Source organism: Streptomyces sp. NPDC005574 (assembly GCF_040605435.1).
Classification (GTDB): domain Bacteria; phylum Actinomycetota; class Actinomycetes; order Streptomycetales; family Streptomycetaceae; genus Streptomyces.
Genome location: NZ_JBEXCW010000041.1, coordinates 24856 through 49845, shown reverse-complemented (window position 1 = coordinate 49845; position 24990 = coordinate 24856). Strand labels below are relative to the sequence as shown.

Here is a 24990-nt window from a genome sequence, read left to right as displayed (position 1 = left end):
AGGCCGCCCGGCGCCGGGCGGAGACCGACCGACAGCGCCGGGCGCGAGGTGGCGACGCCTCGCGGGGTCCGACCCCCGGCGCGATTCACGCGCCGGGGGTGAGCAGTGCCCGCAGCGGGGCGGTGTCGGGGGCGTCGGCGACCGCAGACACGACAGCGGCGTCCAGGTCGGTTCTGGTGCCGTCGGCTGCCGGGGGCAGATGCGGGACGGCCGCGCGCTCCCAGGAGAACTCCCAGCGCAGCAGTGAGCGGGCGCTGAGCTCGGCCAGAGCCATGCTGCTGAGGGACTTGTGCAGGGTGGGGCGGACGAACGCGCGGAAGGCCCGGCACTGCGCGTCCACCGCGTGGTCGGACACCGGCAGCCGCTTCGCCAGCTGCCACAGGCCGCCGTCCTCTATCACCCGCAGCAGCGCGGGAATCGTCGGCCGGTCCTCGGTGTACAGGGCGAGCGCCCGTTGCAGGGGCGTACTGCTGGAAGCGAGGGAGGCGGCCATCGTGCGGTCGAGCAGTTCCTGCCAGTCGCGGGTGCGCTCGTGGTGTCGCAGGTCGTCCGCGAGGCAGGTGTCCTCCAAAGCGGTCATGATCCGCTCCGGGTCGTAGAGCAGGCTGAGGGCCGCGCCCCGGGCCTCGTGCGTACGCCCGTCGTCGGGCAGCTCCTCGATCCGGCGGACGCGGTCGGCGAGCGGCGGATGGGAGTCGTACGGCGACGAGGGCCCGGCGGACGGGTCCGCGCGCAGCCCGGCCATCTCCAGCCGGCGGGCGCTGAGCATGCGGCCGAAGCCGCCGAACACCTCACCGCGCGGGGGCAGCAGTCCCGCGCCCGAGCCCAGCATCGCGTAGTTGACCCTGTAGAACCCGAACGCGGCCTCCAGCACCGGGAGTTCGCGCAGTGCCGACGCTGTGGCGTCCCGGCCGGCGACCCGGACGGCGGCGGCATCGGCGGCGTACTCCTGACGGCGGGCCACGGCGAGTGTGGAGCGGAGGCAGAGCCGCGCGTACGCGGAGGGGATCCGCTCGCGCGCGGCGGCCCGGTCGGCCCGCCGCCCGATGCGCGTGACCGTGCGCAGGGCGTGGGTCCGGGCGCGCAGGGCGAGGGTGGCGAAACGGGTACCGGCGTCGGCCCGGTGGCCCAGTTCGTGTGCGAGGACCGCCCGCAGCTGAGCCTCCGACAGGCCCTGCACCAGCGGTACGCCGAGGTGCAGGCGGAGCGGCCCCGGCAGCAGTCCGAACAGGCGGACGGCCTCGGACACGGAGGCGTCGACCTCGGCGGTGAGCACGATGCGGGACGGGACGCGGGTGCCGACCCCGTCGGCCAGTTCCCTCACGGTCCGCCAGAGTTCCGGCTGGTCGGCCTCCGTCACCGTCAGCCCCGCCGTCGCCTCGCCCCGCTCGGCGCGCGGCGTCCGCAGGCCGCGTACCAGGAGAACGGCGAGGACGGCCGGCAGCAGCGTGACCAGCGTCAGCGCCGCCGCGACCGCGCCGGGCGCGTACCGGTGCAGCAGGTGGTCACCGGTGGCGAGCAGCACCGGCGGCAGCCCGCCGAGCAGGAGGAAGCCGGCGAGCGGCGGAAGAGCGCGGAACGCGCGCGGCGTCGTCCCCATCGGGCAGAGATCCCCCCACAGGACGGATCCGAGGATCGCGAGAACCCGGAACAGCGTCGGTCGGCATGAGTCGGCCCGGTGGTCGCGCGAGGCACGGGATGTGCGTGCTCATGACCAATACGGGTTGAGGGCGGAGTATGACCGACCGGTCCGCCGCGGAGCAACACACGCACCGCGGCACGGCGGCGGCACGTCACTGCGGGAGCGTCGCCGGGCTGCCGCCGTTCGCCTCGTAGCCCGCGACCGCGAGAGCGCGGTAGACCGCGAACTCCCCGGCCGGGTCGGCGGTCAGGGTCCAGGGCAGCGCGCCCACGTGCCCGTCGACGTGTATCAGCTGGTTCATGGCCTCCGCCCAGCGCTCGGAACGCACCAGGAAGAAGATCAGCAGGTGGCGGACGTGCGCGAGCATCGGGTCGTCGGAGCGCGCCGAGTGCACGGCGTGCAGCGCGCCGTGCATCGCCTTGGTGACGACCTCGCTCTGGTAGAAGCTGCTGACCAGGTTCACCTCGGGCAGGTGCTCGAAGACCGAGAACAGCGGCATCGCGGCGAGCAGGGAGCCATGCGGGGCGCGGGCGGCGGCGGCCTCCGCGAACGAGGTCGCCAACTCGCGCGAACCGTGCCACTTCTCGCACCAGTAGTGCAGCGCGGCCAGATGGGCACCCATGTGGGCCGGCGCCCGGTCCAGGATCCTCAGCCAGAGCTGCTCGAACTCCGCGTGGGAGTAGGCGAGTCCGCGGGCCACCGACAGTTCGACGATGTACGGGACTGGGTCGCCGGGGGCCAGCAGCGCCGCGTCGCCGCACGCCGAGCGCGCCTCCTCCATGATGATCCGGAACTCGTCCGTGCCGGGCGTCGAGGTGCGCCACGCCTGCTGCACCAGGAACTCCGCCTGTACGGCCGCTCCGCCCGCGTCCTTGGGGGCCTCGGTCCGCCACACCCGCAGCCACTGGCCGCCGGGGATCTCGCCCACCCCGCCGGGCCGCTGCTGGAGTTCCAGGGAGGCGGCGCCCGCGAACGCCTGGACGCGCTGCCAGCGCAGCTCGCCCTCGCTGCCGGTGCCCGCGAGGAGTTGTGCGGCGGCCCGGTAGTCCTGGGTGTGCTGCACCACGTCCAGGACGCCCAGCAGGTCCTGGTCGGGGCCGGGCATGCGGACGTCCAGCTCCTCCTGACGCGCGAATCCGTAGTTCGCCGGGTCCGCGGCGTCCGGGTGGCCGGGCGACACCTGCTCGATCATGCCGCGCCTGCGCCTCAGGAACGGAAGCAGCACGAAGCCGAGCATGACCAGCGCCATCAGGACCCACAGAATCTCCATGCCACAAGCGAACCAGACGGCGCCGACAATTGGCCAACCTGGCTCCCCGGCCTGTGGAAAACCCACGTCACCGGCCTCCGTCACGAGCGGCGAGAGCCCCCGCCGCGCGGCCTCTCGCGCCCCGCTGCCCGTACTCCCGAGCCCGGCCCTCCGGCCTCCGGCGCCCGGCCGTGCGGCCTTGTGTGCCCCGCCGTCCGACACCGGTCCCGCGAGCGCATTACCCTCGGTGCTCATGAGCGACAGGCACATCAGTCAGCACTTCGAGACCCTCGCGATCCACGCGGGCAACACCGCCGATCCCCTGACCGGCGCGGTCGTCCCGCCGATCTACCAGGTCTCGACCTACAAGCAGGACGGCGTCGGCGGTCTGCGCGGCGGCTACGAGTACAGCCGTAGCGCCAACCCGACCAGGACCGCACTGGAAGAGAACCTCGCCGCCCTGGAGGGCGGTCGCCGCGGTCTCGCGTTCGCGTCCGGGCTGGCGGCCGAGGACTGCCTGCTGCGTACGCTGCTCAGCCCCGGCGACCACGTGGTCATCCCGAACGACGCGTACGGCGGCACGTTCCGGCTGTTCGCGAAGGTCGTCTCCCGGTGGGGCGTGGAGTGGTCGGTCGCCGACACCAGCGACCCCGCCGCCGTCCGGGCCGCCCTCACCCCCAAGACCAAGGCGGTCTGGGTGGAGACCCCCTCCAACCCGCTGCTCGGCATCACCGACATCGCCGCGCTCGCCCAGGTCTCCCGGGACGCGGGCGCCCGGCTGGTGGTCGACAACACCTTCGCCACGCCGTACCTCCAGCAGCCGCTGGCGCTGGGCGCGGACGTCGTCGTGCACTCCCTGACCAAGTACATGGGCGGCCACTCGGACGTCGTCGGCGGTGCCCTGGTCGTGGGCGACCCGCAACTGGGGGAGGAGCTGGCGTACCACCAGAACGCGATGGGCGCGGTCGCCGGGCCCTTCGACTCCTGGCTGGTGCTGCGCGGCACGAAGACCCTCTCGGTGCGCATGGACCGGCACAGCGAGAACGCCACCAAGGTCGCCGACATGCTGACCCGGCACGCGCGCGTGACGAACGTCCTCTACCCGGGGCTGCCCGAGCACCCCGGTCACGAGGTCGCCGCCAAGCAGATGCGGGCCTTCGGCGGCATGGTCTCCTTCCAGGTCGAGGGCGGCGAGGAAGCGGCCGTCGAGGTCTGCAACCGCGCCAAGGTGTTCACGCTCGGCGAGTCCCTGGGCGGTGTCGAGTCCCTGATCGAGCACCCCGGGCGCATGACGCACGCGTCGGCGGCCGGCTCCGCCCTGGAGGTGCCCGCCGACCTCGTCCGCCTTTCCGTGGGCATCGAGAACGTGGAGGACCTCCTGGAGGACCTCCAGCAGGCACTCGGCCGCTAGTGCCGTGACCGGAGAGGTTCACCGGCTCGGGACGCCCGGCACGGCTCCCCCAGCCTTCGGCCGGGGGTACCCCCACGCCGCGTTGTCGCATCACCCGAGTACATCCAGTACGCGGGCGGTGCTCCGCCTTGCGATGCAGCGCACCGGACGCCGCGAGCTTCCCGGCAAACCTTCCCGGTCACGGCACTAGCCGGCATCACCGCCGGCGACCGGCACCACGGCCCCGGCCGGCACCACCGCCGGCGACCGGCACCACGGCCGCAACGGGCACCGGTGGGCGGTCGCCAGCGCGCGACCGGCCGCCGTCCTGCCGGCCGGCCGGCCGTTCACCAGCCCGAGACCGGTGGAGTCGTCTCCGACGGCGGCTCCACCCACGGCTGGACGGTCAGCGCCCAGACGGTGAAGGCCACGCACGCGGCGAGCAGCACCAGCCACAGCAGACGCCGTACGGCCGTCCGGCGGCGCAGCATGCGGCCGCCCCGGCGTACGACGTCGGTGTAGAGGTCCGGCGGAACGAGGGGCTGCGTGCCGTCCATGATCCGCCGCGCCTCCGCCTCCCGCTGCGACCGGTTCACGACGCGGCCACCTTCGCCCCCAGCACCGCGCGCGGGGGCCCGGCCGGCGGATGCAGCAGGGTGGCGGTCGCCCGGTCGCAGATCGCGTGGACGCGCTCCGCGGGCAGTCCGAGCAGGGCCGCGGCCTGCTCCTCGGCGACCCCCTCGTACAGCCGCAGCACGATGATCAGGCGTTCCTGCGGGGTGAGGACGGCCAGCGGGCTGTCCGGGTGCGGGCGGCCCCGGCCGAGGGCGCCGTACTGGTGCCATGTCCCGTGCGCGAAGCGGGTGGCCAGATACTGGCGGGCCCGGTCGTACGGGTCCTCGCCGCGCAGCCGGTCCCAGCAGGCGTACGTGTGGGCGAGGGCCAGCGTCAGCAGGCGCCGCGCGCGCGGGTTGTCGCCCGCCGCCTCCGCGGTGAGCAGGGTGGCGGTGTGCAGGAGCCGTCCCGACGCGCCCGCGACGAACGCCTCGCACTCCCGGGCCCGGCGGGCACGTTCGGACATCTGATGTTGTCGCACCGCGCCTCCCCCTGAGGGCGACCTGACGGAACGGACCCGGCCCGTGCACGCTGTCCGCGCCCGCGTACGGCATCGGATGCCCGTACGACCGGGGCCTCGGTCTCATATGAGGCCAGGGGTGGCCTTTCGGTCAAGAGCCTCGGGGACACGAGCGGTGGTCGGGCGAGCGGTGAGCGGCGTGGCGCGCACCCTCAACCCGATGTGCGCACCCGCGCGTGAGGGCGCGTGGCACCCGTCCGCCCGTGTCGACGCCGGAGGCCGCCGTTCAGGACCCCGCGGCCGCCTCGGCCGACGCGTCCGCGCCCGTGAGGCCGGGGGCTGCCGCCATCCGGGTGGACAGGGCGGTGTTGAAGCGGGTGAGGAGCGCGCAGAACGTCTCGCGCTCCCCCGGCGCCCAGTCGTGGGTCAGCTCGGCCATCAACTGACGCCTCGACGAGCGCACTTCCTCCAGCCGGGCCTGTCCGCGCGGGGAGAGCTGGAGCACCACGGCCCGCCCGTCCTCCGGATGCGAGGTGCGCTTGACGAGGCCGGTGTCGACCAGCGGCGCCACCTGGCGGGTGACCGTCGAGGAGTCGATCCCCATGCTCGCGGCGAGCGCCTTGACGCCCATCGGGCCTTCCTTGTCGAGGCGGTTGAGCAGCAGGTACGCGGCGCGGTCCATGGAGTTGCGCACCTGCCCGACGCCGCCGAGCCGGGTCTGTTCGGCACGGCGGGCGAACACCGCCACCTCGTGCTGCAGCGTGTCGAGGAGACCGGGATCACCGACGGTCGTCATGTCCATCGACATTTCAGGTGTAGTGGGCATGGCCGGGGGCTCGCTTCATGAAAGGGGTGCTGGGTTGGGGGACAGGGTACGCGGCCGGGGGGCAGGCCGTGCCGACGCCGGGAAAACCGGTCTCGGGGGTTGGTCACAGCAGCGGCCGCCGTCTGTGAACTGCGAGACTCGGGTCATGAACTACCGTACGGCCCGCCCCTTGCCGCCGGTCACCCTCGACGACGTGCGAGGCGCCCAGAAGATGCTGGGGGGCGTGGCGCGGACGACCGCGATGGAGGGCAGCCGGCACCTGTCCCGGCTGGTGGGCGCGCCGGTGCACCTCAAGTGCGAGAACCTCCAGCGGACCGGATCGTTCAAGCTGCGCGGCGCCTACGTGCGCATCGCCGGGCTGCTGCCCGAGGAGCGGGCCGCCGGTGTGGTCGCGGCGAGCGCGGGCAACCACGCGCAGGGCGTGGCGCTGGCGTCCGCGCTGCTCGGCGTGCGCTCCACGGTGTTCATGCCCCGGGGCGCCCCGCTGCCGAAGATCAGCGCGACCGAGGAGTACGGCGCGGAGGTGCGGCTGCACGGTCAGGTGGTCGACGAGACGCTGAGGGCGGCGCAGGAGTACGCGGCCGCGACGGGCGCGGTGTTCATCCACCCCTTCGACCACCCCGACATCATCGCGGGCCAGGGAACGGTCGGCCTGGAGATCCTGGAGCAGTGCCCCGAGGTGCGCACGATCGTCGTGGGAGTCGGCGGGGGCGGGCTCGCGGCCGGACTCGCGGTCGCGGTGAAGGCGCTGCGGCCGGACGTGCGGATCGTGGGGGTGCAGGCGGCGGGCGCCGCCGCGTACCCGCCCTCGCTGGCGGCCGGCCGGCCGGTGTCGATCGAGAACCCGGCGACCATGGCCGACGGCATCAAGGTGGGGCGCCCGGGCGACGTGCCGTTCGAAATCATTGGCGACCTGGTGGACGAGATCCGTACGGTGAGCGAGGACGAACTGTCCGCCGCACTGCTGCTGTGCCTGGAGCGGGCCAAGCAGGTCGTCGAGCCGGCCGGGGCGAGTCCGGTGGCCGCGCTGCTGAGCGACCCGGGCGCGTTCGAGGGGCCGGTGGTGGCGGTCCTGTCCGGCGGCAACGTCGATCCGCTGCTGCTGCAGCGCATCCTGACCCACGGGATGGCCGCGCAGGGCCGCTACCTGGCCGTTCGGCTGCGGCTGACGGACCGGCCGGGCGCCCTCGCGACGCTTCTGGGGGTGTTGTCAGTGGTGGACGCTAACGTCCTGGATGTGGGGCACGTCCGCACCGACCCGCGGCTCGGGCTCACGGAGGCGGAGGTGGAGTTGCACCTGGAGACCAAGGGCCCGGCGCACTGCGCCGAGGTCGACCGGGCTCTGCGCGAGGCGGGTTACACGGTCATCGGCTGAGGTCGCGGACCGGTTGTCACCCGTTCGGAAAAGTCCGTTGAGACTCACGATACATCGCGTTATGGTGTGTCCGCGGTCACCCTCGTGGCCACCTCTGTGGTGACCGCGCCCCGCGGCCCCGACCGTGTTCCGGAACAACCGTGACGACACCATCCCCGACGACGTGGAGAACCACATGCCAGGCGCCATCTATGCCGAAGGCCTGGTCAAGACCTTCGGTGACGTAAGGGCTCTGGACGGCGTCGACCTCGACGTCCCCGAGGGCACCGTGCTGGGCCTGCTCGGGCCGAACGGCGCGGGCAAGACGACGACGGTCCGCTGTCTGACCACGCTCCTGCGCCCCGACAGCGGCCGGGCGGTCGTCGCCGGCCTCGACGTGCTCAAGCAGCCCAACGAGGTACGGCGGTCCATCGGCCTGTCCGGCCAGTTCGCCGCCGTCGACGAGTACCTGACCGGCCGCGAGAACATCCAGATGGTCGGCCGGCTGTACCAGATGAAGGCGAAGGCGGCGAAGGCCCGCGCGGAGGAGCTGCTCGAACAGTTCCACCTCACCGACGCCGCCGACCGCCCCGCGAAGACCTACTCCGGGGGCATGCGCCGCCGGCTCGACCTGGCCGCCGCCCTGGTCGTCTCCCCGCCCGTGATGTTCATGGACGAACCGACGACCGGCCTCGACCCCCGCAACCGCCAGCAGTTGTGGGAGGTCATCAAGCAACTGGTGTCGGGCGGCACGACCCTGCTGCTGACCACGCAGTACCTGGAGGAGGCCGACCACCTCGCGCACGACATCGCGGTGGTCGACCAGGGCAAGGTCATCGCCCGCGGCACCTCCGACCAGCTCAAGGCCCGCACCGGCGGCGAGCGCGTCGAGGTCGTCGTCCACGAGCGCGACCACATCGCGACCGCCGCCGAGGTGCTGACCGGCTTCGGCAAGGGGGAGACCTCCATCGAGGAGCACACCCGCAAGCTGACCGTCCCCGTCACCGGAGGCGCGAAGCTGCTGGCCGAGGTCATCCGCGAACTCGACGCCCGCGGGATCGAGATCGACGACATCGGCCTGCGCCGCCCGACCCTGGACGACGTCTTCCTCTCCCTCACCGGCCACCTGGCCGAGACGGCGGAGGAAGGGAACGGCGGGGCGGCGACCGAAGGCGGCCCCCAGGACAAGGGCGGCAACGCCCAGCGCAAGGCCAAGGACGCCCAGCCCGAGAAGGAGGCCACCCAGTGAGTGCCAGCACCGAGACCGTGCGCGTCGCGGCGCCCGGCAACGCCCTGAGCCAGTCCGTGCGCGACTCGCTGGTCGTCGCCCAGCGCAACCTGATCCGGATGTCCCGCATCCCGGAGATGGTGATCTTCGGGCTCATCCAGCCGATCATGTTCGTGGTGCTGTTCAGCTACGTCTTCGGCGGATCCATGCAGATCGGCGGCAGCAGCAGCGCCACCGCCTACAAGAACTTCCTGATGGCGGGCATCTTCGCGCAGACCGTCACGTTCGCCACCGCGAGCTCCGGCGCGGGCATCGCCGACGACATGCACAAGGGCCTCATCGACCGCTTCCGCTCGCTGCCCATGGCGCGCGGTGCGGTGCTGACCGGGCGCACCCTCGCGGACCTCGTGCAGACCGCGCTGACGCTGCTCGTCCTCGCCGTGGTCGCCCTCCTGGTCGGCTGGCGGGTCGGGTCCGACGGCGACACCAACGCCGGGCGGGTCCTCGGCGCCTTCGGCCTGCTGCTCCTGCTGGGTTACGCGTTCACCTGGATCGGCGCCCTGATCGGGCTGTCCGTCCGCACCCCCGAGGCGGCCACGTCGGGCGGGCTGATCTGGCTCTTCCCGGTGACGTTCATCTCCAACGCGTTCGTGGACACCAGTCACATGACCCCGTGGCTGCGCCATGTCGCCGAGTGGAACCCGTTCAGCGCCACGGTCCAGGCGTGCCGGGTGCTCTTCGCCAACCCGGGCCAGTCCGCCTCGGACGCCTGGCCCATGGTGCACCCGGTGTGGGCCTCGCTGATCTACTCGGTCCTGATCATCCTGATCTTCAGAACCCTGTCGGTCCGCAAGTACCGCTCCGCCACCGCATGACGAAGCCCTCGGCGTCACCGGGACGCCGAGGGCCTGTCAAGGACCTGCCTGCCGGAGCTCAGGCGCTGTAGGGCTCGGCGCTGAGGATCTTCACGGAGGCCCGCTTGCCGTTGGGCAGCTCGTACTCCGCGTCCTCGCCGACCTTGTGGCCGATCACGCCGGTGCCCAGCGGGGACTGCGGTGAGTAGGTCTCGATGTCGGTACTGGCGTACTCGCGCGAGGCGAGGAGGAACGACAGGGTGTCGTCCTCGTCGCCGTCGAAGGCGATCGTCACGACCATGCCGGGTGCGACCGTGCCGTCCGCCGAGCTGGGTGCCTCGCCGACTTGGGCGTTCTCCAGGAGCTGGGTCAGCTGGCGCACACGGAGCTCCTGCTTGCCCTGCTCCTCCTTGGCCGCGTGGTACCCGCCGTTCTCACGCAGGTCGCCCTCCTCGCGCGCGGCCGCGATCTTGGCGGCGATCTCCGTGCGCGCAGGACCAGTAAGGTACTCAAGCTCGTCCTTGAGCTTGTTGTACGCCTCCTGGGTCAGCCAGGTGACGTTCTCGCTGGTCTGGGTCACAGGGTGCTCCTCGTAGGTACTGGGGATACAAAGCATCGCCCTACCCAGAAGAATGTTCCTTCACGGAAGGGCGAAACCACGAGCCTAACAATTCAGCGGCGGAAGGGGGAGGACATAAGCCATCAGATGTCCGTAGCCGCAGGTCAGCGCCCAGGTATTCGGGCCTGGGTCAGTCGGAGTGGCAGCCCAGCAGCTCGGCCGTCGTGCCCGGCGCGGTGGTACGCAGTGTGACGACCCGGTCGATGCGGGTGGCGCCCCCGTCGAAGTGGAAGTCGGCCCGGCCGACCTCCGCGCCGTTCGCCGCCTGGGACCGCAGCGTGCAGTAGCCGTCGGCGCCGGCGTCCTTGCGGACCTCCAGATGCACCTTCACCGCGTCCTGGCCGGGATCGAAGGTGATGACCTGCGCACTGATCTTGTTCTGGCCGACGTAGTGGTAGGCGAAGTAGCCGACCAGCGTGAGAAGCGCCACCGCGAGGACGGCGCCGACGATCCTGAGCGTGCGGTCCGAGCGCTCGTCCGAGGAGCGGCCGTACCGGCCCTCGGGCGGCCGCGTGCTCGCCGTACTCATGATCGTCCTCTCGGCAGGGGCGGGACCCGGGTCCCGAAGGGGCTCCGAGAACCCGGCCCCGGAATTATTCGCCCCCCGATTCGGTCACTATAGAAGCCGCCGATCGCACCCGTTCACACCGGGCGCCGACTTACGAGGATTGAGTCTTGACTGACCAGCTGCGACTGATGGCCGTGCACGCCCACCCCGACGACGAGTCGAGCAAGGGCGCGGCCACCATGGCGAAGTACGTGTCCGAGGGGGTGGACGTACTGGTCGTGACCTGCACCGGTGGGGAGCGCGGCTCCATCCTCAACCCGAAGCTGCAGGGCGACAAGTACATCGAGGAGCACATCCACGAGGTACGCAAGAAGGAGATGGACGAGGCCCGCGAGATCCTCGGCGTCAAGCAGGAGTGGCTCGGCTTCGTCGACTCCGGCCTGCCCGAGGGCGACCCGCTGCCGCCGCTGCCGGAGGGCTGCTTCGCCCTGGAGGACGTCGACAAGGCGGCCGGCGAGCTGGTGCGGCAGATCCGCTCGTTCCGTCCGCAGGTGATCACCACGTACGACGAGAACGGCGGGTACCCGCACCCCGACCACATCATGACCCACAAGATCTCGATGGTGGCGTTCGAGGGCGCGGCGGACACCGAGAAGTACCCCGAGGCGGAGTTCGGCCCGGCGTACCAGGCGCTGAAGCTCTACTACAACCAGGGCTTCAACCGCCCGCGCACCGAGGCGCTGCACAACGCGCTGCTCGAACGCGGCCTGGAGTCGCCGTACGGGGACTGGCTCAAGCGCTGGTCGGAGTTCGAGCGCGCCGAGCGCACCCTGACCACGCACGTCCCGTGCGCCGAGTTCTTCGAGATCCGCGACAAGGCCCTGATCGCGCACGCCACGCAGATCGACCCCGACGGCGGCTGGTTCCGGGTGCCGATGGACATCCAGAAGGAGGTCTGGCCGACCGAGGAGTACGAGCTCGCGAAGTCCCTCGTGGACAGCTCCCTCCCCGAGGACGACCTCTTCGCGGGCATCCGCGACAATGCCTGACATGAGTGCAAGCGCGAGCCTGGCAATGACGCACCTCGTCCCCCTCGCCAAGGAGGTCGACGAGAACAAGGTCACCCCCGGCGTCCTCGGCTTCATCGTCTTCGCGGCGATGGCCCTGGCGGTGTGGGCCCTGATGAAGTCGATGAGCAAGCACATGAACAAGGTCGACTTCAAGGATCCCGCCGACCCGGACGCGGAAGCCGGGGCGGCGTCCGGCGCCGCCCCCGCAAAGCCCGAGGGCCGCCGGGACTGAACCGCCCGGCGGCGGGGATCCCGCCCGGCCGGTGCGCCTCAGCGCCCGGCCGGCACCGCCACCCCCATCACCTCCCGGGCGTGGCGGCCCGGCACCATGCCGAGCCGCCACGCCTGCCATCCCGCCGCCGGGTCGACGCCCCGCTCCAGCAGCAACGGGTAGGCGCCGAGGCAGTCCTCCAGCTTGGCGTCCCGCGCGGGGTGGCCCGTCCGGGACAGCTCGGCGAGCTCCTCCCGGGCGGCCGCCGTGCCGGCCTCCACCCCGCCGGGGTCCGAGTACGGCAGCAGGGTGCAGCGCAGGAAGCGGGCCCAGTCCTCGCCCCGCTGGTCGCCGTACGACGCGAACAGGGCCGCCGCCTCGTCGCACAGCGCCAGCGCCTGCCGGGTACGGGCGTTGCCCGCGTCGACGACGACCAGTTCCAGGCACGTCCACGCCTCGCCGTGGGCGACGCCGATGCGCTGGAAGTCGGCACGGGCGTCGACCAGCAGCTGCCGGGCGAACCCGGAGTTGCGCAGCGAGCCCGTCTGCGCCGCCCGCTGGTCGCGGGTGACCCGGGCCGAGTGGTGCCGGGCGCAGGCCAGGCCGTACACGTCCCGCATCCGCGAGAACATCGTGCGGGAGCGTTCCAGCTCGCGGACCGCCCGCTCCAGGTCGCCCGTCTCCTCCAGCGCCTGCCCCAGGTAGTACACCGTCCAGCCCTCTCCGCGGGCGTCCTCGTTGTCGCGGTGGCGGGCGGCCGCCTGCCGCAGGCCGTCCACCGCCGCGACGGGATCGCCGTCCACCAGCCGGGCCCGGGCCAGCTGGGTCAGCGCCCACGCCTCCCCGCGGGCGTCGCGGGTACGGCCGTACAGCTCCAGGGCCGTCCGCAGCTCCGACTCGGCGCGCGGCACGTCACCCATGCGCAGGCCCAGCTGGCCGAGCTGGAAGTGGGCCCAGGCCTCGCCGTGCACCGACTCGCCCGCCCGGTGCAGGACCAGCGAGCGGGTCAGCAGGTCCAGCGACTCCGCGATGTGCGCGCGGTCGCGCTCCACGGCCGCCAGCGCGTGCATCGTCCAGGCGCGGTCCGTGGCCAGTTCGGGGTCCGCCTGAAGCTCCAGCGCCTCCCGGAGCTTGACCGCCGCCTCGGTGAGGCTGCCCTGGTGGTGCAGGGTGATGCCCAGTGAGCACAGGGCGCGGGCCGCGCCCGCGTCGTGGTGCGCCTCCATGTACAGGTCGACCACCGAGGTCAGGGTCGTGCGGGCCTTGTCCAGCTCGCCGAGCTGCCGGGCCGCGATGCCGGTGCGCCACTGCACCGAGCGGATCAGCAGCCCCTGGTCGACGGCCTGCGCCAGCTCGCTGATCTCGCCCAGGCGGTACAGGTCGCCCCGCAGCAGGCAGTAGTCGCACAGCGCGCCGAGCAGGTTCAGCACCGCGCCCTGGTCGACGCCCTCCGCCTGCCGCAGCGTCGCCGTGATGAAGCTCGACTCGTCGTCCAGCCAGCGCAGCGCCTCGTCGAGGGAGGTGAAGCCGTGCGGGCCGAACCGGTCCGAGCGGGTCGACATGTTGCCGTCGACCAGCCGCAGCACCGAGTCGGCCAGTTCGGCGTAGTTCACGATCAGCCGCTCCTGGGCCGCCGTGCGCTGCGCCGGCTCCTCCTCGTCGGCCAGCCGCGCCCGGGCGAAGACGCGCACCAGGTCGTGCAGCCGGTAGCGGTCCCCGCGCACCTGGTCGATCAGGCCCGCCCGCGCCAGGTCCGCCAGCCGGCGTCTCGCGTCCGTCTCGTCCGTGGCCAGCAGCGCGGCGGCGGCGGCGGCGCCCAGCGAGGCCCGGCCGGCGAGCGCCAGCCGCCGCAGCAGCCGGCGCGCCGGGTCCGCCTGGTCGGTGTAGCGCAGCCACAGCACCCGCTCGACGGGCTCCACCGGCCCGTACGCGTCGAGATCACCGGCCAGTCGGCGCGGTGAGCGCGGCCCCAGCGAGGAGCCCGCGATCCGCAGCGCCAGCGGCAGCCCGCCGCACAGCTGCCCGATCCGGTCGGCGGCCTCGGCGTCGTAGGGGCCGGCGGCGTCCTGTGCCGCCGCGTTCAGGAGTTCCTCGGCACCCGCCGCGTCCAGCGGTTCGACCGGCAGCTGGTGCACCCGGGCGGACAGGCCGGCCGGCAGCTCCAGCGGCTCGCGGGTGGTCACCAGGACCAGGCTGTCGGAGCGCTCGGGGACGAGGGCGCCGACCTGCGCGGCGTCGAGGGCGTCGTCCAGGACGATCGTCACCGGCAGCCCGGTCAGATGCTGCTGGTACAGCTCCCCGAGGCGCTTGACCTGCTGGTCGGGGGAGGAACGCTCCCGGAACAGCAGTTGCTCGCGCGGTGCGCCGAGCCGGTTCAGCAGGTGCAGCAGGGCGTCCCGGGTCGGCAGCGGCGGCTCCTGGGGGCTGTCGCCGCGCAGGTCGACGAGGCACGCCCCGCGGAACTGGTCCTTCAGCGCGTGGGCGGCCCGGACCGCGAGCGCGGTGCGGCCGCTGCCGGGCGCTCCGTGCAGCACCACGACCGTGGGCCGGGTCTCGGTGCCGGCCCGGGCCGCCTGCACCCACTGCCTGATCCGCCCCAGCTCCGCCCGGCGCCCCGCGAAGGGCTCCGCGGGTTCCGGCAGTCGGCCGTACGACTGGAGCAGCACGCTGCGCCCGCGGGCCGCCGCGCTCTTGTCGGTACCGCGCAACCGGGGCCCCGCCCCCTTCTTCGGCCCGGTGGAGGCGCTCAGCACCCGCTGCTGGTCGAGGAACGGCCGGACACCGCGCACCTCCAGCGCCGTCAGCCACTTCAGGCGCAGTTGTTCGGGGCCGCCGGGCTGGCCGAGGGCACCCGCCCGGTGGTGCGCGGCCGGCACGTGCGAGCCCGCCACCTTCACCACGGTCGCCGCCGCACCCGCCACGCCGACGGCCGCTCCCGCGCCCAGCGCCGTGCCCGCGCCGGTACCGAACGCCAGGTCGGCGATCGCGGCGGCGACCGCCGCGACACCGGCCACCAGCAGAGGGGTGCCGGCCCCCTCCCGCGCGTACCGCTGCCCGAACGTGAGCTGCCCGGCCTGTGCCGCGTCCTGTGCGCGGGTGTACGCCTCGTACTCCTCGGCGGCGGTCTGCGCCATGGCGTCCAGCGAGCCGCGCGCCCGCCCCAGCAGCACGCTCCCGTCGCTGCGCCCGCCCGACCGGCGCACCTCCTCCTCGACGGCCCTCGCCAACAACCGCTCGGCGTCCGCCCGATGAGCGTCCCGCATGTCGTTCCCCCTCCGGCAGCAACACGTTGCCCGCCAAGTGTGCTGCCGATGCCGGTCGCAGGGGAGAGGGCCGGTGGCGGGCGCCCGGGGGCGGCTCCGCGCAACTGCCGCGCCGTACTCCGTGCCGGCCGGGGTTTTGCGGGTACTGCGGCAGGATGGACCGTATGCCGAACCGACTGGCCCACGAGACGTCCCCCTATCTGCTGCAGCACGCCGAGAACCCCGTCGACTGGTGGCCCTGGTCGGCCGAGGCGTTCGAGGAGGCGCGGCGGCGGGGGGTGCCGGTGCTGCTGAGCGTCGGATACAGCAGCTGCCACTGGTGCCATGTCATGGCGCACGAGTCCTTCGAGGACCCGGAGACGGCCGACCGGATCAACGAGCGGTTCGTCGCGGTCAAGGTCGACCGCGAGGAGCGGCCCGACGTCGACGCCGTGTACATGGAGGCCGTGCAGGCGGCGACCGGCCAGGGCGGGTGGCCGATGACGGTGTTCCTGACGCCGGAGGCCGAGCCGTTCTACTTCGGGACGTACTTCCCGCCCGAGCCCCGGCACGGCATGCCGTCGTTCCGGCAGGTGCTCGAAGGGGTCGGACAGGCGTGGTCCGGGCGGCGCGAGGAGGTCGCCGAGGTCGCCGGGAAGATCGTGCGGGATCTGGCCGGGCGGGAGATCTCCTACGGGGACGGCAGCGCCCCCGGTGAGGAGGAGCTGGCGCGGGCGTTGCTGGGGCTGACCCGGGAGTACGACCCGCAGCGCGGCGGATTCGGCGGGGCGCCGAAGTTCCCGCCGTCCATGGTGATCGAGTTCCTGCTGCGCCACCACGCGCGCACGGGGTCGGAGGGCGCGCTCCAGATGGCCCGGGACACCGGTGAGCGGATGGCCCGCGGCGGGATCCACGACCAGCTCGGCGGCGGCTTCGCGCGCTACTCCGTGGACCGGGAGTGGGTCGTGCCGCACTTCGAGAAGATGCTCTACGACAACGCCCTGCTGTGCCGGGTGTACGCCCACCTCTGGCGCGCCACCGGGTCCGGGCTCGCCCGGCGGGTCGCTCTGGAGACCGCCGACTTCATGGTCCGGGAACTGCGCACGGCCGAGGGCGGGTTCGCGTCCGCGCTCGACGCGGACAGCGACGACGGGACGGGCCGGCACGTCGAGGGCGTGTACTACGTGTGGACGCCCCGGGAGCTTGCCGAGGTGCTCGGCGAACAGGACGCGCGACTCGCCGCCGAGTACTTCGGGGTGACCGAGGAGGGCACGTTCGAGCACGGCTCGTCCGTGCTGCAACTCCCCGAGGGGGAGGAGGGGTTCGACGCGGAGCGGATCGCGTCGATCCGGGAGCGGCTGCTGCGGAGGCGGGCGGAGCGGCCCGCCCCCGGCCGGGACGACAAGGTCGTCGCCGCCTGGAACGGGCTCGCGATCGCCGCGCTGGCCGAGACCGGCGCCTACTTCGAGCGCCCCGACCTGGTCGAGGCGGCGGTCGGGGCCGCGGATCTCCTCGTACGGCTGCATCTCGACGACCACGCGCGGCTGGCCCGCACCAGCAGGGACGGCCGGGCCGGGGCCAACGCCGGCGTGCTGGAGGACTACGCCGACGTGGCGGAGGGCTTCCTCGCGCTGGCCTCCGTCACCGGGGAGGGGGTGTGGCTGGAGTTCGCCGGGTTCCTGCTGGACCACGTCCTCGAACGGTTCGCGGACCCGGAGTCGGGCGCGCTGTACGACACCGCCGCCGACGCCGAGCAGTTGATCCGCCGGCCGCAGGACCCGACGGACAACGCGACGCCGTCCGGCTGGAGTGCAGCGGCGGGCGCGCTGCTGAGCTACGCGGCGCACACCGGGTCGGAGGCCCATCGCACGGCGGCGGAGCGGGCGCTCGGCGTGGTGAAGGCGCTCGGGCCGCGGGTCCCGCGGTTCGTCGGCTGGGGGCTGGCCGTCGCCGAGGCGCTGCTCGACGGGCCGCGCGAGGTCGCGGTGGTCGGCCCCGCGGTGGACGACGCGGCGACAGGCGCTCTGCACCGCACGGCACTTCTGGGGTCCGCCCCGGGGGCGGTGGTGGCGGTGGGCACCGCGGAGAGTGACGAGTTCCCGCTGCTCGCGGACCGGCCGCTGGTCGGCGGTGAACCGACGGCGTACGTCTGCCGTAACTTCACGTGTGACGCCCCGACGACCGACCCGGAGCGGCTGCGCGCCGCGCTGAGCGGCTGAGACGCCGGACATACCTGGGCGGTGGGGTGTATTCCGGCTGCCGGAACACGGCACGTGTGCGGACACATCCCACCTAGTCCACCACCGTTCCGAAACATGCTATTTATCGGAGCAGTGTCGGCAATTCACAGTTCTTCCCTAATCTCTGCACAGTGACGCGACGGGTGCAACGCACCGTCGCGACAGGGGGCTTGGGGATCTGGGGGGATCTTTTGCTGACGTCCGTATTTCTCGCTGCCGTTTCGCTGTCCCTGTTCTGGATGGCGGCCTTCACCCTGTGGTGGCAGATGCACGCGTGGCGCACGCCCGAAGTGCTCGCCTCCACCCGATTCAGCAGTCCGGACGGGGACGAACACGTCTCCTTCTCGCTGCTCCTTCCGGCGCGCCACGAACAGGCCGTGCTGGACCACACCATCCAGCGACTGCTGGAGTCCACGCACACCGACTTCGAGATCATCGTCATCGTGGGGCACGACGACCCGGAGACGGCGGCGGTGGCCGAGCGGGCCGCCGGCCGCGACCCGAGGGTCCGGGTGGTCGTCGACACCCACGAGAGGAAGAACAAGCCGAAGGCCATGAACACGGCGCTGCCGCACTGCCGGGGCGACGTGGTGGGGGTCTTCGACGCCGAGGACCAGGTCCATCCGGAGTTGCTGGCCCACGTCGACCACGCGTTCCGCACCACGGGCGCCGACGTCGTCCAGGGCGGGGTCCAGCTGATCAACTTCCACTCCAGCTGGTACAGCCTGCGCAACTGCCTGGAGTACTTCTTCTGGTTCCGCTCCCGGCTGCACCTGCATGCGCAGAAAGGTTTCATCCCACTCGGCGGCAACACCGTCTTCGTGCGCACCGAGGTGCTGCGGGAGGCCGACGGCTGGGACCCCGACTGCCTGGCCGAGGACTGCGACCTGGGCGTACGGCTGTCCAGCGTCGGCAAGAAGGTCGTCGTCGCCTACGACTCCGACATGGTGACCCGTGAGGAGACCCCGGGCTCCCTGATGTCGCTGCTCAAGCAGCGCACCCGCTGGAACCAGGGCTTCCTCCAGGTCTACCGCAAGAGGGACTGGCAGCAACTGCCGGGCTTCGGGCAGCGGTTGCTGGCCCGGTACACGCTGATGACGCCGTTCCTCCAGGCATTCTCCGGCGTCGTCATCCCGCTCAACCTCGCGGTGGCGCTCTTCCTGGACGTGCCCGTCGGGATCGCCTTCCTCACCTTCCTGCCGGCCGTCACCGCGGCCGTCACCTTCGTCTTCGAGCTGGTCGGGCTGCACGACTTCGGCAGGCAGTACGGGCTGCGCGTGCGTTTCGCGCACTACCTCAAGCTCGTCGTGGGCGGCCCCTTCTACCAGGTCCTCCTCGCCGGGGCCGCCCTCCGCGCCGTCTGGCGCGAGCAGCGCGGCCGCACCGACTGGGAGTTGACGACGCACGTCGGCGCCCACCTCACCGAGGCCGGCGTCATCCGCGAGTCCCGAGAGGACGTCCCTGCGTGACCTCCACCCTTCCCGCGGTGACCACAGCCAAGGTCCCCGCGCAGCGGCAGCCTGCGCCTGACGTCCGTTCGACCGGTCGAACCGGGCCGCCGAAGCGCCTGCGCACCTCCCGGCCCGACCTCCTGCTGTGCGGGGCGCTCCTCGTGGCGATCCTCGTCGTGCAGGGCTGGAACATCGCCGACTACCCGACCCTCAGCGACGACGAGGGCACCTACCTCGCCCAGGCATGGGCCGTCCAGCAGGGCAAGGGCCTGGCCCACTACACCTACTGGTACGACCACCCGCCCCTCGGCTGGATCCAGATCGCCGTGCTGACCTGGATACCCTCGCTGGTCAGCCCGGACTCGATGACCGTCGGCTCGATGCGCGTCATGATGCTGGTGGTCGGCGCCCTCAGCGCGGTCCTCGTCTACGTGCTCGGGCGCCGGCTGTCCCTGCCGCGCTGGGCCGCCGGGCTCGGCATGGCGCTGTTCGGCCTCTCGCCGCTGTCGGTGGTGCTCCAGCGGGAGATCTTCCTCGACAACCTCGCGGTGATGTGGACGCTCCTCGCGTTCGCCCTCGCCGCGTCCCCGAGCCGTCATCTGTGGCACCACTTCGGCGCGGGCGTCGCGGCCGCCACGGCCGTGCTCACCAAGGAGACGATGCTCGTCGTCCTGCCCGCGCTGCTGCTGACGATGTGGCGGCACGGGCACCGCGACACCCGGAAGTTCGCGCTCACCGGCGCCATCACCGCCTGCGCGATGATCGGCCTCGCGTATCCCCTGTTCGCCCTCCTCAAGGGCGAGTTGCTGCCGGGCAGCGGCCATGTGTCCCTCTGGGACGGGCTGCGGTACCAGATGACCAGACCCGGCTCGGGCTTCGTCCTCGACCGGGGCTCCGGTTCGTACGGCGTGCTCCAGTCGTGGCTCTACTACGACCGGGTCCTCATTGTCGGCGGTCTCGCGGGAGCCCTGCTGCTCCTGGCGACCTGGCGCTGGTCGGTCACCGCCCGCGCGCTGGCCGGCCCGTCCCTGGCGGTGGCGATCCTCGCGGTGGTCGCCCTGCGGCCCAACGGCTACCTGCCCGCGATGTACGTCATCCAGGCCGTGCCCTTCCTCGCCCTGGTGCTGGCCGGCGGCACCGCCTCCGTCGCCCACGGCGTGCTGCGCCGACGGCGCGCGCAGAGCGAGCACCGGTACGTCACGGGCGGCCGGTACGCACTCGCCGGGATCCTGGCCCTCGCCGCCGGCGCCTACGTCGTACCGCAGTGGTACGACGGCGACCGCACGGCGGTCACCGCCGACGCCAACGCCCCCTACCGGGCGGCCTCGACGTGGCTCACCACCGAGGTGGACGACCCGAAGGACACCCGGGTCCTCGTCGACGACGCGCTCTGGCTGGACCTGGTGCACGCCGGGTACCGGCCCGGACTCGGCGTCATCTGGTTCTACAAGGCCGACCTCGACCCGGCGGTGACGAAGACGATGCCGCACGGCTGGAAGGACCTCGACTACGTGGTGGCCTCCCCGACGGTGCGGCGCGACGCGGTCGACCTGCCCAACGTCAGGGCGGCCATCGAGCACTCGACGCCGGTCGCCGTCTTCGGCACCGGCGCGGACCGGATCGAGATCCGGCGGATCCGGACCGGCGGCGCCGTGGGAGGCGAACGATGAGCCAGGACCACACCGTCCCGGGACGACTGCACGATCCGGCCGTCCGAGCGGTGGAGGTGCCCGAGCCGGGTGCCGTCACCATCGTCGTGCCGACGTTCAACGAGTCGGCGAACGTACGGCAGTTGCTGCGGCAGATCACCGAGTCGGTGCCCGCCCGGCTGCCCTGCGAGGTCGTCTTCGTGGACGACTCCACCGACGACACCCCCGAGGTGATCCGTGAGGCGGCGAAGGACTGCCCCTTCCCGGTGACGGTGCTGCACCGCGAGGAGCCGGTGGGCGGACTCGGCGGCGCGGTCGTCGAGGGCATGAAGGCGGCCGGGTCCGACTGGATCGTCGTCATGGACGGCGACTGCCAGCACCCGCCCTCGCTGGTGCCGGAGCTGGTGGCCACCGGCGAGCGGGCGAACGCGGGGCTCGTCGTCGCCTCCCGCTACATCAAGGGCGGCAGCCGTGCCGGGCTCGCGGGCAGCTACCGGGTGGCCGTCTCGCGCGGGGCGACCTGGCTGACGAAGTCCCTGTTCCCGCGCAGGCTGCACGGCATCAGCGACCCGATGAGCGGGTTCTTCGCGATCCGCCGCAGCGACATCACCGCCGACGCCCTCAAGCCCCTCGGCTACAAGATCCTGCTCGAACTCGCCGTGCGCAGCCGTCCGCGCCAGGTCACCGAGGTGCCGTTCGTCTTCCAGGACCGGTTCGCGGGGGAGTCCAAGTCGAGCGCGCGGGAAGGGTTCCGCTTCCTGCGTCACCTCGTCGGCCTCCGTACGGCCTCGCCCGTCGCGCGGATGGTCGGCTTCGGCCTGATCGGCGCGACCGGCTTCGTCCCGAACCTGTTCGGTCTGTGGGCTCTCACGGTCGTGGGCACGCACTACGTGCCGGCCGAGATCCTCGCCAACCAGCTCGGCGTGGCCTGGAACTTCGTGCTCATCGAGCACCTCCTGTTCCGGGACCGCCGCGCGCACCGGCGCCGGTGGGACCGGGTGGGCCGGTTCGCGCTCCTCGCCAACGCCGACCTTGTGCTGCGCATCCCGCTGATCGCCCTGTTCGTGCACCGGTTCGGGATGGGCGCGCTGTCCGCGACCGCGCTCGCACTGGTGACGACGTTCGTCCTGCGCTTCGCCGGGACCGAGGCGCTGGTCTACCTCCCGCGTAGGGGCCGTGACGCCTCCGACGCGAGCCGCAGCCGCAGCCGCAGAGCAAGGAGAGCCGTGTGAACAAGCACCGGAGAAGAACCGCGATGGTGGGGGTGGGCGCGCTGACCGCCGGTCTGCTGCTCGCCTCGCCGCAGCCCGCGTCGGCCGCCAACCTCGTCAAGAACCCCGGCTTCGAGACCGCCGGGACGGACTCGATGCCGTACTGCTGGGAGAAGTCCGGCTGGGGCGACAACGACTTCACCTTCACCACCACCTCCGACGCCCACTCCGGTTCGAAGGCGATGAAGGTGGCGCTGACCCGCCGGGCCGACGGCGACCGCAAGGCGCTGATCACCGAGTCGACGGACTGCGCGCCGGTGGTCACCGTGGGCAGGCAGTACGACCTGGGGCTCTGGTACAAGACCACCACACCCGACTCGGCCGTCACGCTCTTCCGGCACGACACCACGGCGGGCTGGCAGTACTGGACCGACCTCAAGACCCTGGACCTGCAGAGCTCCTGGACGCAGGCGACGGTCCGCACCCCGCCGGTCCCGGCGGGCACCGACCGCATCACCTGGGGCGCCTCCGTGTACGGCACGGGCTCGGCGACCACCGACGACTACACGATGGACCAGGTGCCCGACGTCGTCCCACCCGCGGCCTGCACGGGTTCGGCCGACGAGTGCGCGAACGGCAGGTGGGACGTGCTGCCCACGCAGAACCCGGTCCGCTCGATGCACTCCGTCGTCCTCAACAACGGCAAGGTGCTGCTGATCGCGGGCTCCGGCAACAGTGAGGAGCAGTTCGACGCGGGCACCTTCACCTCGGCGGTGTACGACCCGGTCAACGGCACGTACAAGGTCATCCCCACGCCGAAGGACATGTTCTGCTCCGGCCACGTCCAGCTCCAGGACGGGCGGGTGCTGGTGATGAGCGGCAACAAGGCGTACCCGGTGGCGGGCGGGCACGGCTACGAGGGCTTCAAGGACTCGTACGTCTTCGACCCCGTCACCGAGACGTACAGCAGGACCAACGACATGAACGACGGCCACTGGTACCCGTCGGCGACCGAGCTCGGCAACGGTGACGTCGTCTCCTTCGGCGGGCTGAAGGAGGACTCGACCGGCTCGGTGACCGCCGAGTACTGGTCGGACGCCGAGCAGCGGTGGCAGCCGCTGTGGAAGGTCAACCAGACCTGGTCGTACTGGGGTCTGTACCCGTCGATGATCCTGATGCAGGACGGCCGCCTCTTCTACTCGGGCAGCCACGTCTTCGGCGACAACATCCCCGGCACCGGGTCGGCGATCTACGACTACGACGCCAACACGGTCACGTCGGTGCCCGGTCTGCGGAACAAGGACCAGCGCGACCAGTCGGCGAGCGTCCTGCTGCCGCCGGCGCAGGACCAGAAGGTGCTGACCCTCGGCGGCGGCAACATCGACTCCAACCCGGACGGCAACCGGCTGACGGACGTCATCGACCTGAAGGCCGCGAACCCCGCGTACGTGGCCGGGCCCCCGCTGCCGCAGGGCACGGTCGACCTCGGCGCCGGCAAGGTCGCCGAGACCGGCGCCCAGGGCAAGATGTACGTCTCCGCCGTACTGCTGCCCGACGGCAAGGTGCTGGAGACCGGCGGCGCCCTGCACAACCGGGCCGACCCGGTGTTCGAGTCCTCCCTGTACGACCCGGCGACCAGCACCTTCGACCCGGTGGCCGCAGACCCGCAGGCGCGCGGCTACCACTCGTCGTCGTTCCTGCTGCCCGACGGCCGCGTGATGTCGACCGGCGACAACCCGGGCAACGGCACCTGGAACCACAACGTGTCGATCTACACCCCGCCCTACCTGCTCAAGGGCACCCGCCCGACGATCACTTCGGTCATCGACACCGAGTGGAACTACGGCGACACCCAGCGGATCACGGTCGACCGCCCCGTCGCCAGGGCCGAGTTGATCCGCCCGGCGGCCGTCACGCACTCCTCGGACCCCAACCAGCGGTTCGTGGACCTGCCCCTGTCGGTGACCGGCGACAACGTCGACCTGAACGTGACGAGCAATCCCGACATGGCGCCGCCCGGCTGGTACATGCTCTTCGCGGTCGACGCCAACGGGGTGCCGTCGGTGGCGAAATGGGTGCACCTCCAGGGCCCGGCGGCGCTGAGCGCCACCGACGCCTCCGCGCACGTCCACTCCTTCGCGGACTCCCTCTCGGGGGCCGTGCAGAAGCCGGGCAAGAAGCGCGCCTCGCAGAAGGTCAGCACCACGATCTCCGGCTGCGACCGGCACTACGGCTCGATCAACGTCTGCGTGCCGACCGCCTTCCCGGCCACGGTCAGGAGGACCACGGCCGCGCGGTGCGCCTGGCTGACGACGAACCACTACGGCCGCCTGAAGATCAACGGCGGGGACGACCCGCTGGGCCTGGACCGCGACAAGGACGGCATCGCCTGCGGAAAGGGTGACGTGAAGAAGGTGAAGAAGGGCTAGCGGTCGCCCGCGAACTCCCGAAGGGCGCGTTCCACGATGGCCACCAGCTGCTCGTGGTGCGCGCCCTTCCAGTACGCCCGCCCGCAGTCCCGGCACTGCGCGAAGACGTCGTAGGACCGCTGCGTCCCGCCGTGCAACTGGTCGGCGACCTCCTCCTTGGTGGCCTCCTTCAGCAGGCCGTTGCAGGCGGTGCACCTGGTCCAGGGCCGCAGCTCGGGACGGAACCGCTCCAGGACGTCGCGGAGTTGCTCCTCCGGGCTGGTGCTGTAGACGAAGCCGCCCGCCCACAGCTCGCGGCGGCGCAGCAGGCCCCGGTCGCGGCTGAGCATGACCCGCCTCTCGGCGGCGGAGAGCGCGGCGAGGGCGGGATCGCCGATGTCCGTGGACTCGTAGGCCGTGTCCACACCGAGCAGGCGCAGCCGGCGGGCGAGGGTGCCGAGGTGGACGTCGAGCAGGAACCGCAGGGGTGCGCCGGGCACCCGCTGCGGCCGCCGGACCGCCCCCACCTCGACCGACTCGCCGGTCACCGGGACGTGCGAGGCGGGGACCTCGCGGCCGTCCACGAGGAGGGCGCCGACCTCGGTCAGGGGCACGCCGGTCGACTCCACGACATGGCCGAGGGACGAGACGCCGTCGGTGGTGAGCGCGCTGGTGCCGGTGCGCCGTTCGGGCGGGAGGAACACGGCCAGCTCGGGGGCGTACGCGACGTGGATCTCCGGTGCGGTCACCGGGTCAGGATGCC

The 24990-nt window shown here is 72.3% G+C and carries 20 protein-coding genes; 11 read left to right on the top strand and 9 right to left on the bottom strand.

Annotated elements, in window-relative coordinates:
• Positions 1-85 precede the first annotated feature (85 nt).
• Together ABZT03_RS24755 and ABZT03_RS24750 are read right to left on the bottom strand one after the other, a co-directional pair.
• Positions 86-1600, bottom strand: a complete 1515-nt coding sequence (locus ABZT03_RS24755) for a M48 family metalloprotease (RefSeq protein WP_356042698.1) — start codon at positions 1598-1600, stop codon at positions 86-88.
• Positions 1601-1793: 193 nt separating this feature from the next.
• Positions 1794-2912 (bottom strand): hypothetical protein, encoded by a 1119-nt coding sequence (locus ABZT03_RS24750; protein ID WP_356042697.1) that lies wholly within the window; start codon positions 2910-2912, stop codon positions 1794-1796.
• Between the two features lie 232 nt (positions 2913-3144).
• On the opposite strand from ABZT03_RS24750, the gene ABZT03_RS24745 reads away from it, so the two are divergent.
• On the top strand, positions 3145-4302 hold the full coding sequence (locus ABZT03_RS24745; RefSeq protein WP_356042696.1) for a cystathionine gamma-synthase: 1158 nt from the start codon (positions 3145-3147) through the stop codon (positions 4300-4302).
• A 326-nt stretch (positions 4303-4628) separates the two neighbouring features.
• On the opposite strand, the gene ABZT03_RS24740 is transcribed toward ABZT03_RS24745, so the two are convergent.
• The 3 genes from ABZT03_RS24740 to ABZT03_RS24730 all read right to left on the bottom strand — a co-directional run bounded on the left by ABZT03_RS24740 (position 4629) and on the right by ABZT03_RS24730 (position 6164).
• Positions 4629-4877: a hypothetical protein gene (locus ABZT03_RS24740; RefSeq protein ID WP_356042695.1), complete on the bottom strand. Its 249-nt coding sequence runs from the start codon at positions 4875-4877 to the stop codon at positions 4629-4631.
• Positions 4874-5377, bottom strand: coding sequence for a sigma factor-like helix-turn-helix DNA-binding protein (locus ABZT03_RS24735; RefSeq protein WP_356042694.1), 504 nt, complete (start codon positions 5375-5377; stop codon positions 4874-4876). Before ABZT03_RS24735 ends, ABZT03_RS24740 begins: the two co-directional genes overlap by 4 nt.
• 265 nt (positions 5378-5642) lie before the next feature.
• On the bottom strand, positions 5643-6164 hold the full coding sequence (locus ABZT03_RS24730) for a MarR family transcriptional regulator (RefSeq protein ID WP_356042732.1): 522 nt from the start codon (positions 6162-6164) through the stop codon (positions 5643-5645).
• Positions 6165-6327: 163 nt separating this feature from the next.
• Between ABZT03_RS24730 and ilvA the strand changes: the two genes are divergently transcribed.
• From ilvA to ABZT03_RS24715, 3 genes are all read left to right on the top strand, one after another.
• The gene (ilvA, locus tag ABZT03_RS24725) at positions 6328-7557 is read left to right on the top strand and encodes a threonine ammonia-lyase (protein WP_356042693.1); all 1230 of its coding nucleotides are present in this window, start codon (positions 6328-6330) and stop codon (positions 7555-7557) included.
• A gap of 175 nt (positions 7558-7732) precedes the next feature.
• Entirely contained in the window at positions 7733-8785 is a 1053-nt protein-coding gene (locus ABZT03_RS24720; protein ID WP_356042691.1) for an ATP-binding cassette domain-containing protein, read from the top strand.
• On the top strand, positions 8782-9639 hold the full coding sequence (locus ABZT03_RS24715) for an ABC transporter permease (RefSeq protein WP_356042689.1): 858 nt from the start codon (positions 8782-8784) through the stop codon (positions 9637-9639). The genes ABZT03_RS24720 and ABZT03_RS24715 overlap by 4 nt, the downstream gene beginning before the upstream one ends.
• 58 nt (positions 9640-9697) lie before the next feature.
• Here the strand turns inward: ABZT03_RS24715 and greA are convergent, their stop codons facing one another.
• A complete protein-coding gene (greA, locus tag ABZT03_RS24710; RefSeq protein WP_356042687.1) occupies positions 9698-10198 on the bottom strand; it encodes a transcription elongation factor GreA in 501 nt (166 codons plus the stop codon).
• Between the two features lie 169 nt (positions 10199-10367).
• A complete protein-coding gene (locus ABZT03_RS24705) occupies positions 10368-10766 on the bottom strand; it encodes a DUF4307 domain-containing protein (protein ID WP_356042686.1) in 399 nt (132 codons plus the stop codon).
• A gap of 146 nt (positions 10767-10912) precedes the next feature.
• On the opposite strand from ABZT03_RS24705, the gene mca reads away from it, so the two are divergent.
• Entirely contained in the window at positions 10913-11794 is an 882-nt protein-coding gene (mca, locus tag ABZT03_RS24700; protein WP_356042684.1) for a mycothiol conjugate amidase Mca, read from the top strand.
• A complete protein-coding gene (locus tag ABZT03_RS24695) occupies positions 11787-12047 on the top strand; it encodes a hypothetical protein (protein ID WP_356042682.1) in 261 nt (86 codons plus the stop codon). The genes mca and ABZT03_RS24695 overlap by 8 nt, the downstream gene beginning before the upstream one ends.
• 38 nt (positions 12048-12085) lie before the next feature.
• On the opposite strand, the gene ABZT03_RS24690 is transcribed toward ABZT03_RS24695, so the two are convergent.
• Positions 12086-15289, bottom strand: coding sequence for a tetratricopeptide repeat protein (locus ABZT03_RS24690; RefSeq protein ID WP_356042681.1), 3204 nt, complete (start codon positions 15287-15289; stop codon positions 12086-12088).
• 164 nt (positions 15290-15453) lie between these two features.
• On the opposite strand from ABZT03_RS24690, the gene ABZT03_RS24685 reads away from it, so the two are divergent.
• The 5 genes from ABZT03_RS24685 to ABZT03_RS24665 all read left to right on the top strand — a co-directional run bounded on the left by ABZT03_RS24685 (position 15454) and on the right by ABZT03_RS24665 (position 24248).
• Positions 15454-17487 carry a thioredoxin domain-containing protein gene (locus tag ABZT03_RS24685; RefSeq protein WP_356042679.1) on the top strand — a complete coding sequence of 678 codons (2034 nt, stop codon included), beginning with the start codon at positions 15454-15456 and terminating at the stop codon, positions 17485-17487.
• Between the two features lie 212 nt (positions 17488-17699).
• Complete coding sequence (locus ABZT03_RS24680) at positions 17700-18977, top strand: glycosyltransferase (RefSeq protein ID WP_356042677.1); 1278 nt, start codon at positions 17700-17702, stop codon at positions 18975-18977.
• Positions 18974-20629, top strand: a complete 1656-nt coding sequence (locus ABZT03_RS24675) for a phospholipid carrier-dependent glycosyltransferase (protein ID WP_356042675.1) — start codon at positions 18974-18976, stop codon at positions 20627-20629. Before ABZT03_RS24680 ends, ABZT03_RS24675 begins: the two co-directional genes overlap by 4 nt.
• Complete coding sequence (locus tag ABZT03_RS24670) at positions 20626-21840, top strand: glycosyltransferase (protein ID WP_356042674.1); 1215 nt, start codon at positions 20626-20628, stop codon at positions 21838-21840. Before ABZT03_RS24675 ends, ABZT03_RS24670 begins: the two co-directional genes overlap by 4 nt.
• A 23-nt stretch (positions 21841-21863) precedes the next feature.
• On the top strand, positions 21864-24248 hold the full coding sequence (locus tag ABZT03_RS24665; protein WP_356042730.1) for a galactose oxidase-like domain-containing protein: 2385 nt from the start codon (positions 21864-21866) through the stop codon (positions 24246-24248).
• On the opposite strand, the gene ABZT03_RS24660 is transcribed toward ABZT03_RS24665, so the two are convergent.
• Positions 24245-24976 (bottom strand): Mut7-C RNAse domain-containing protein, encoded by a 732-nt coding sequence (locus tag ABZT03_RS24660; RefSeq protein ID WP_356042672.1) that lies wholly within the window; start codon positions 24974-24976, stop codon positions 24245-24247. The genes ABZT03_RS24665 and ABZT03_RS24660 overlap by 4 nt on opposite strands.
• Positions 24977-24990 lie beyond the last annotated feature (14 nt).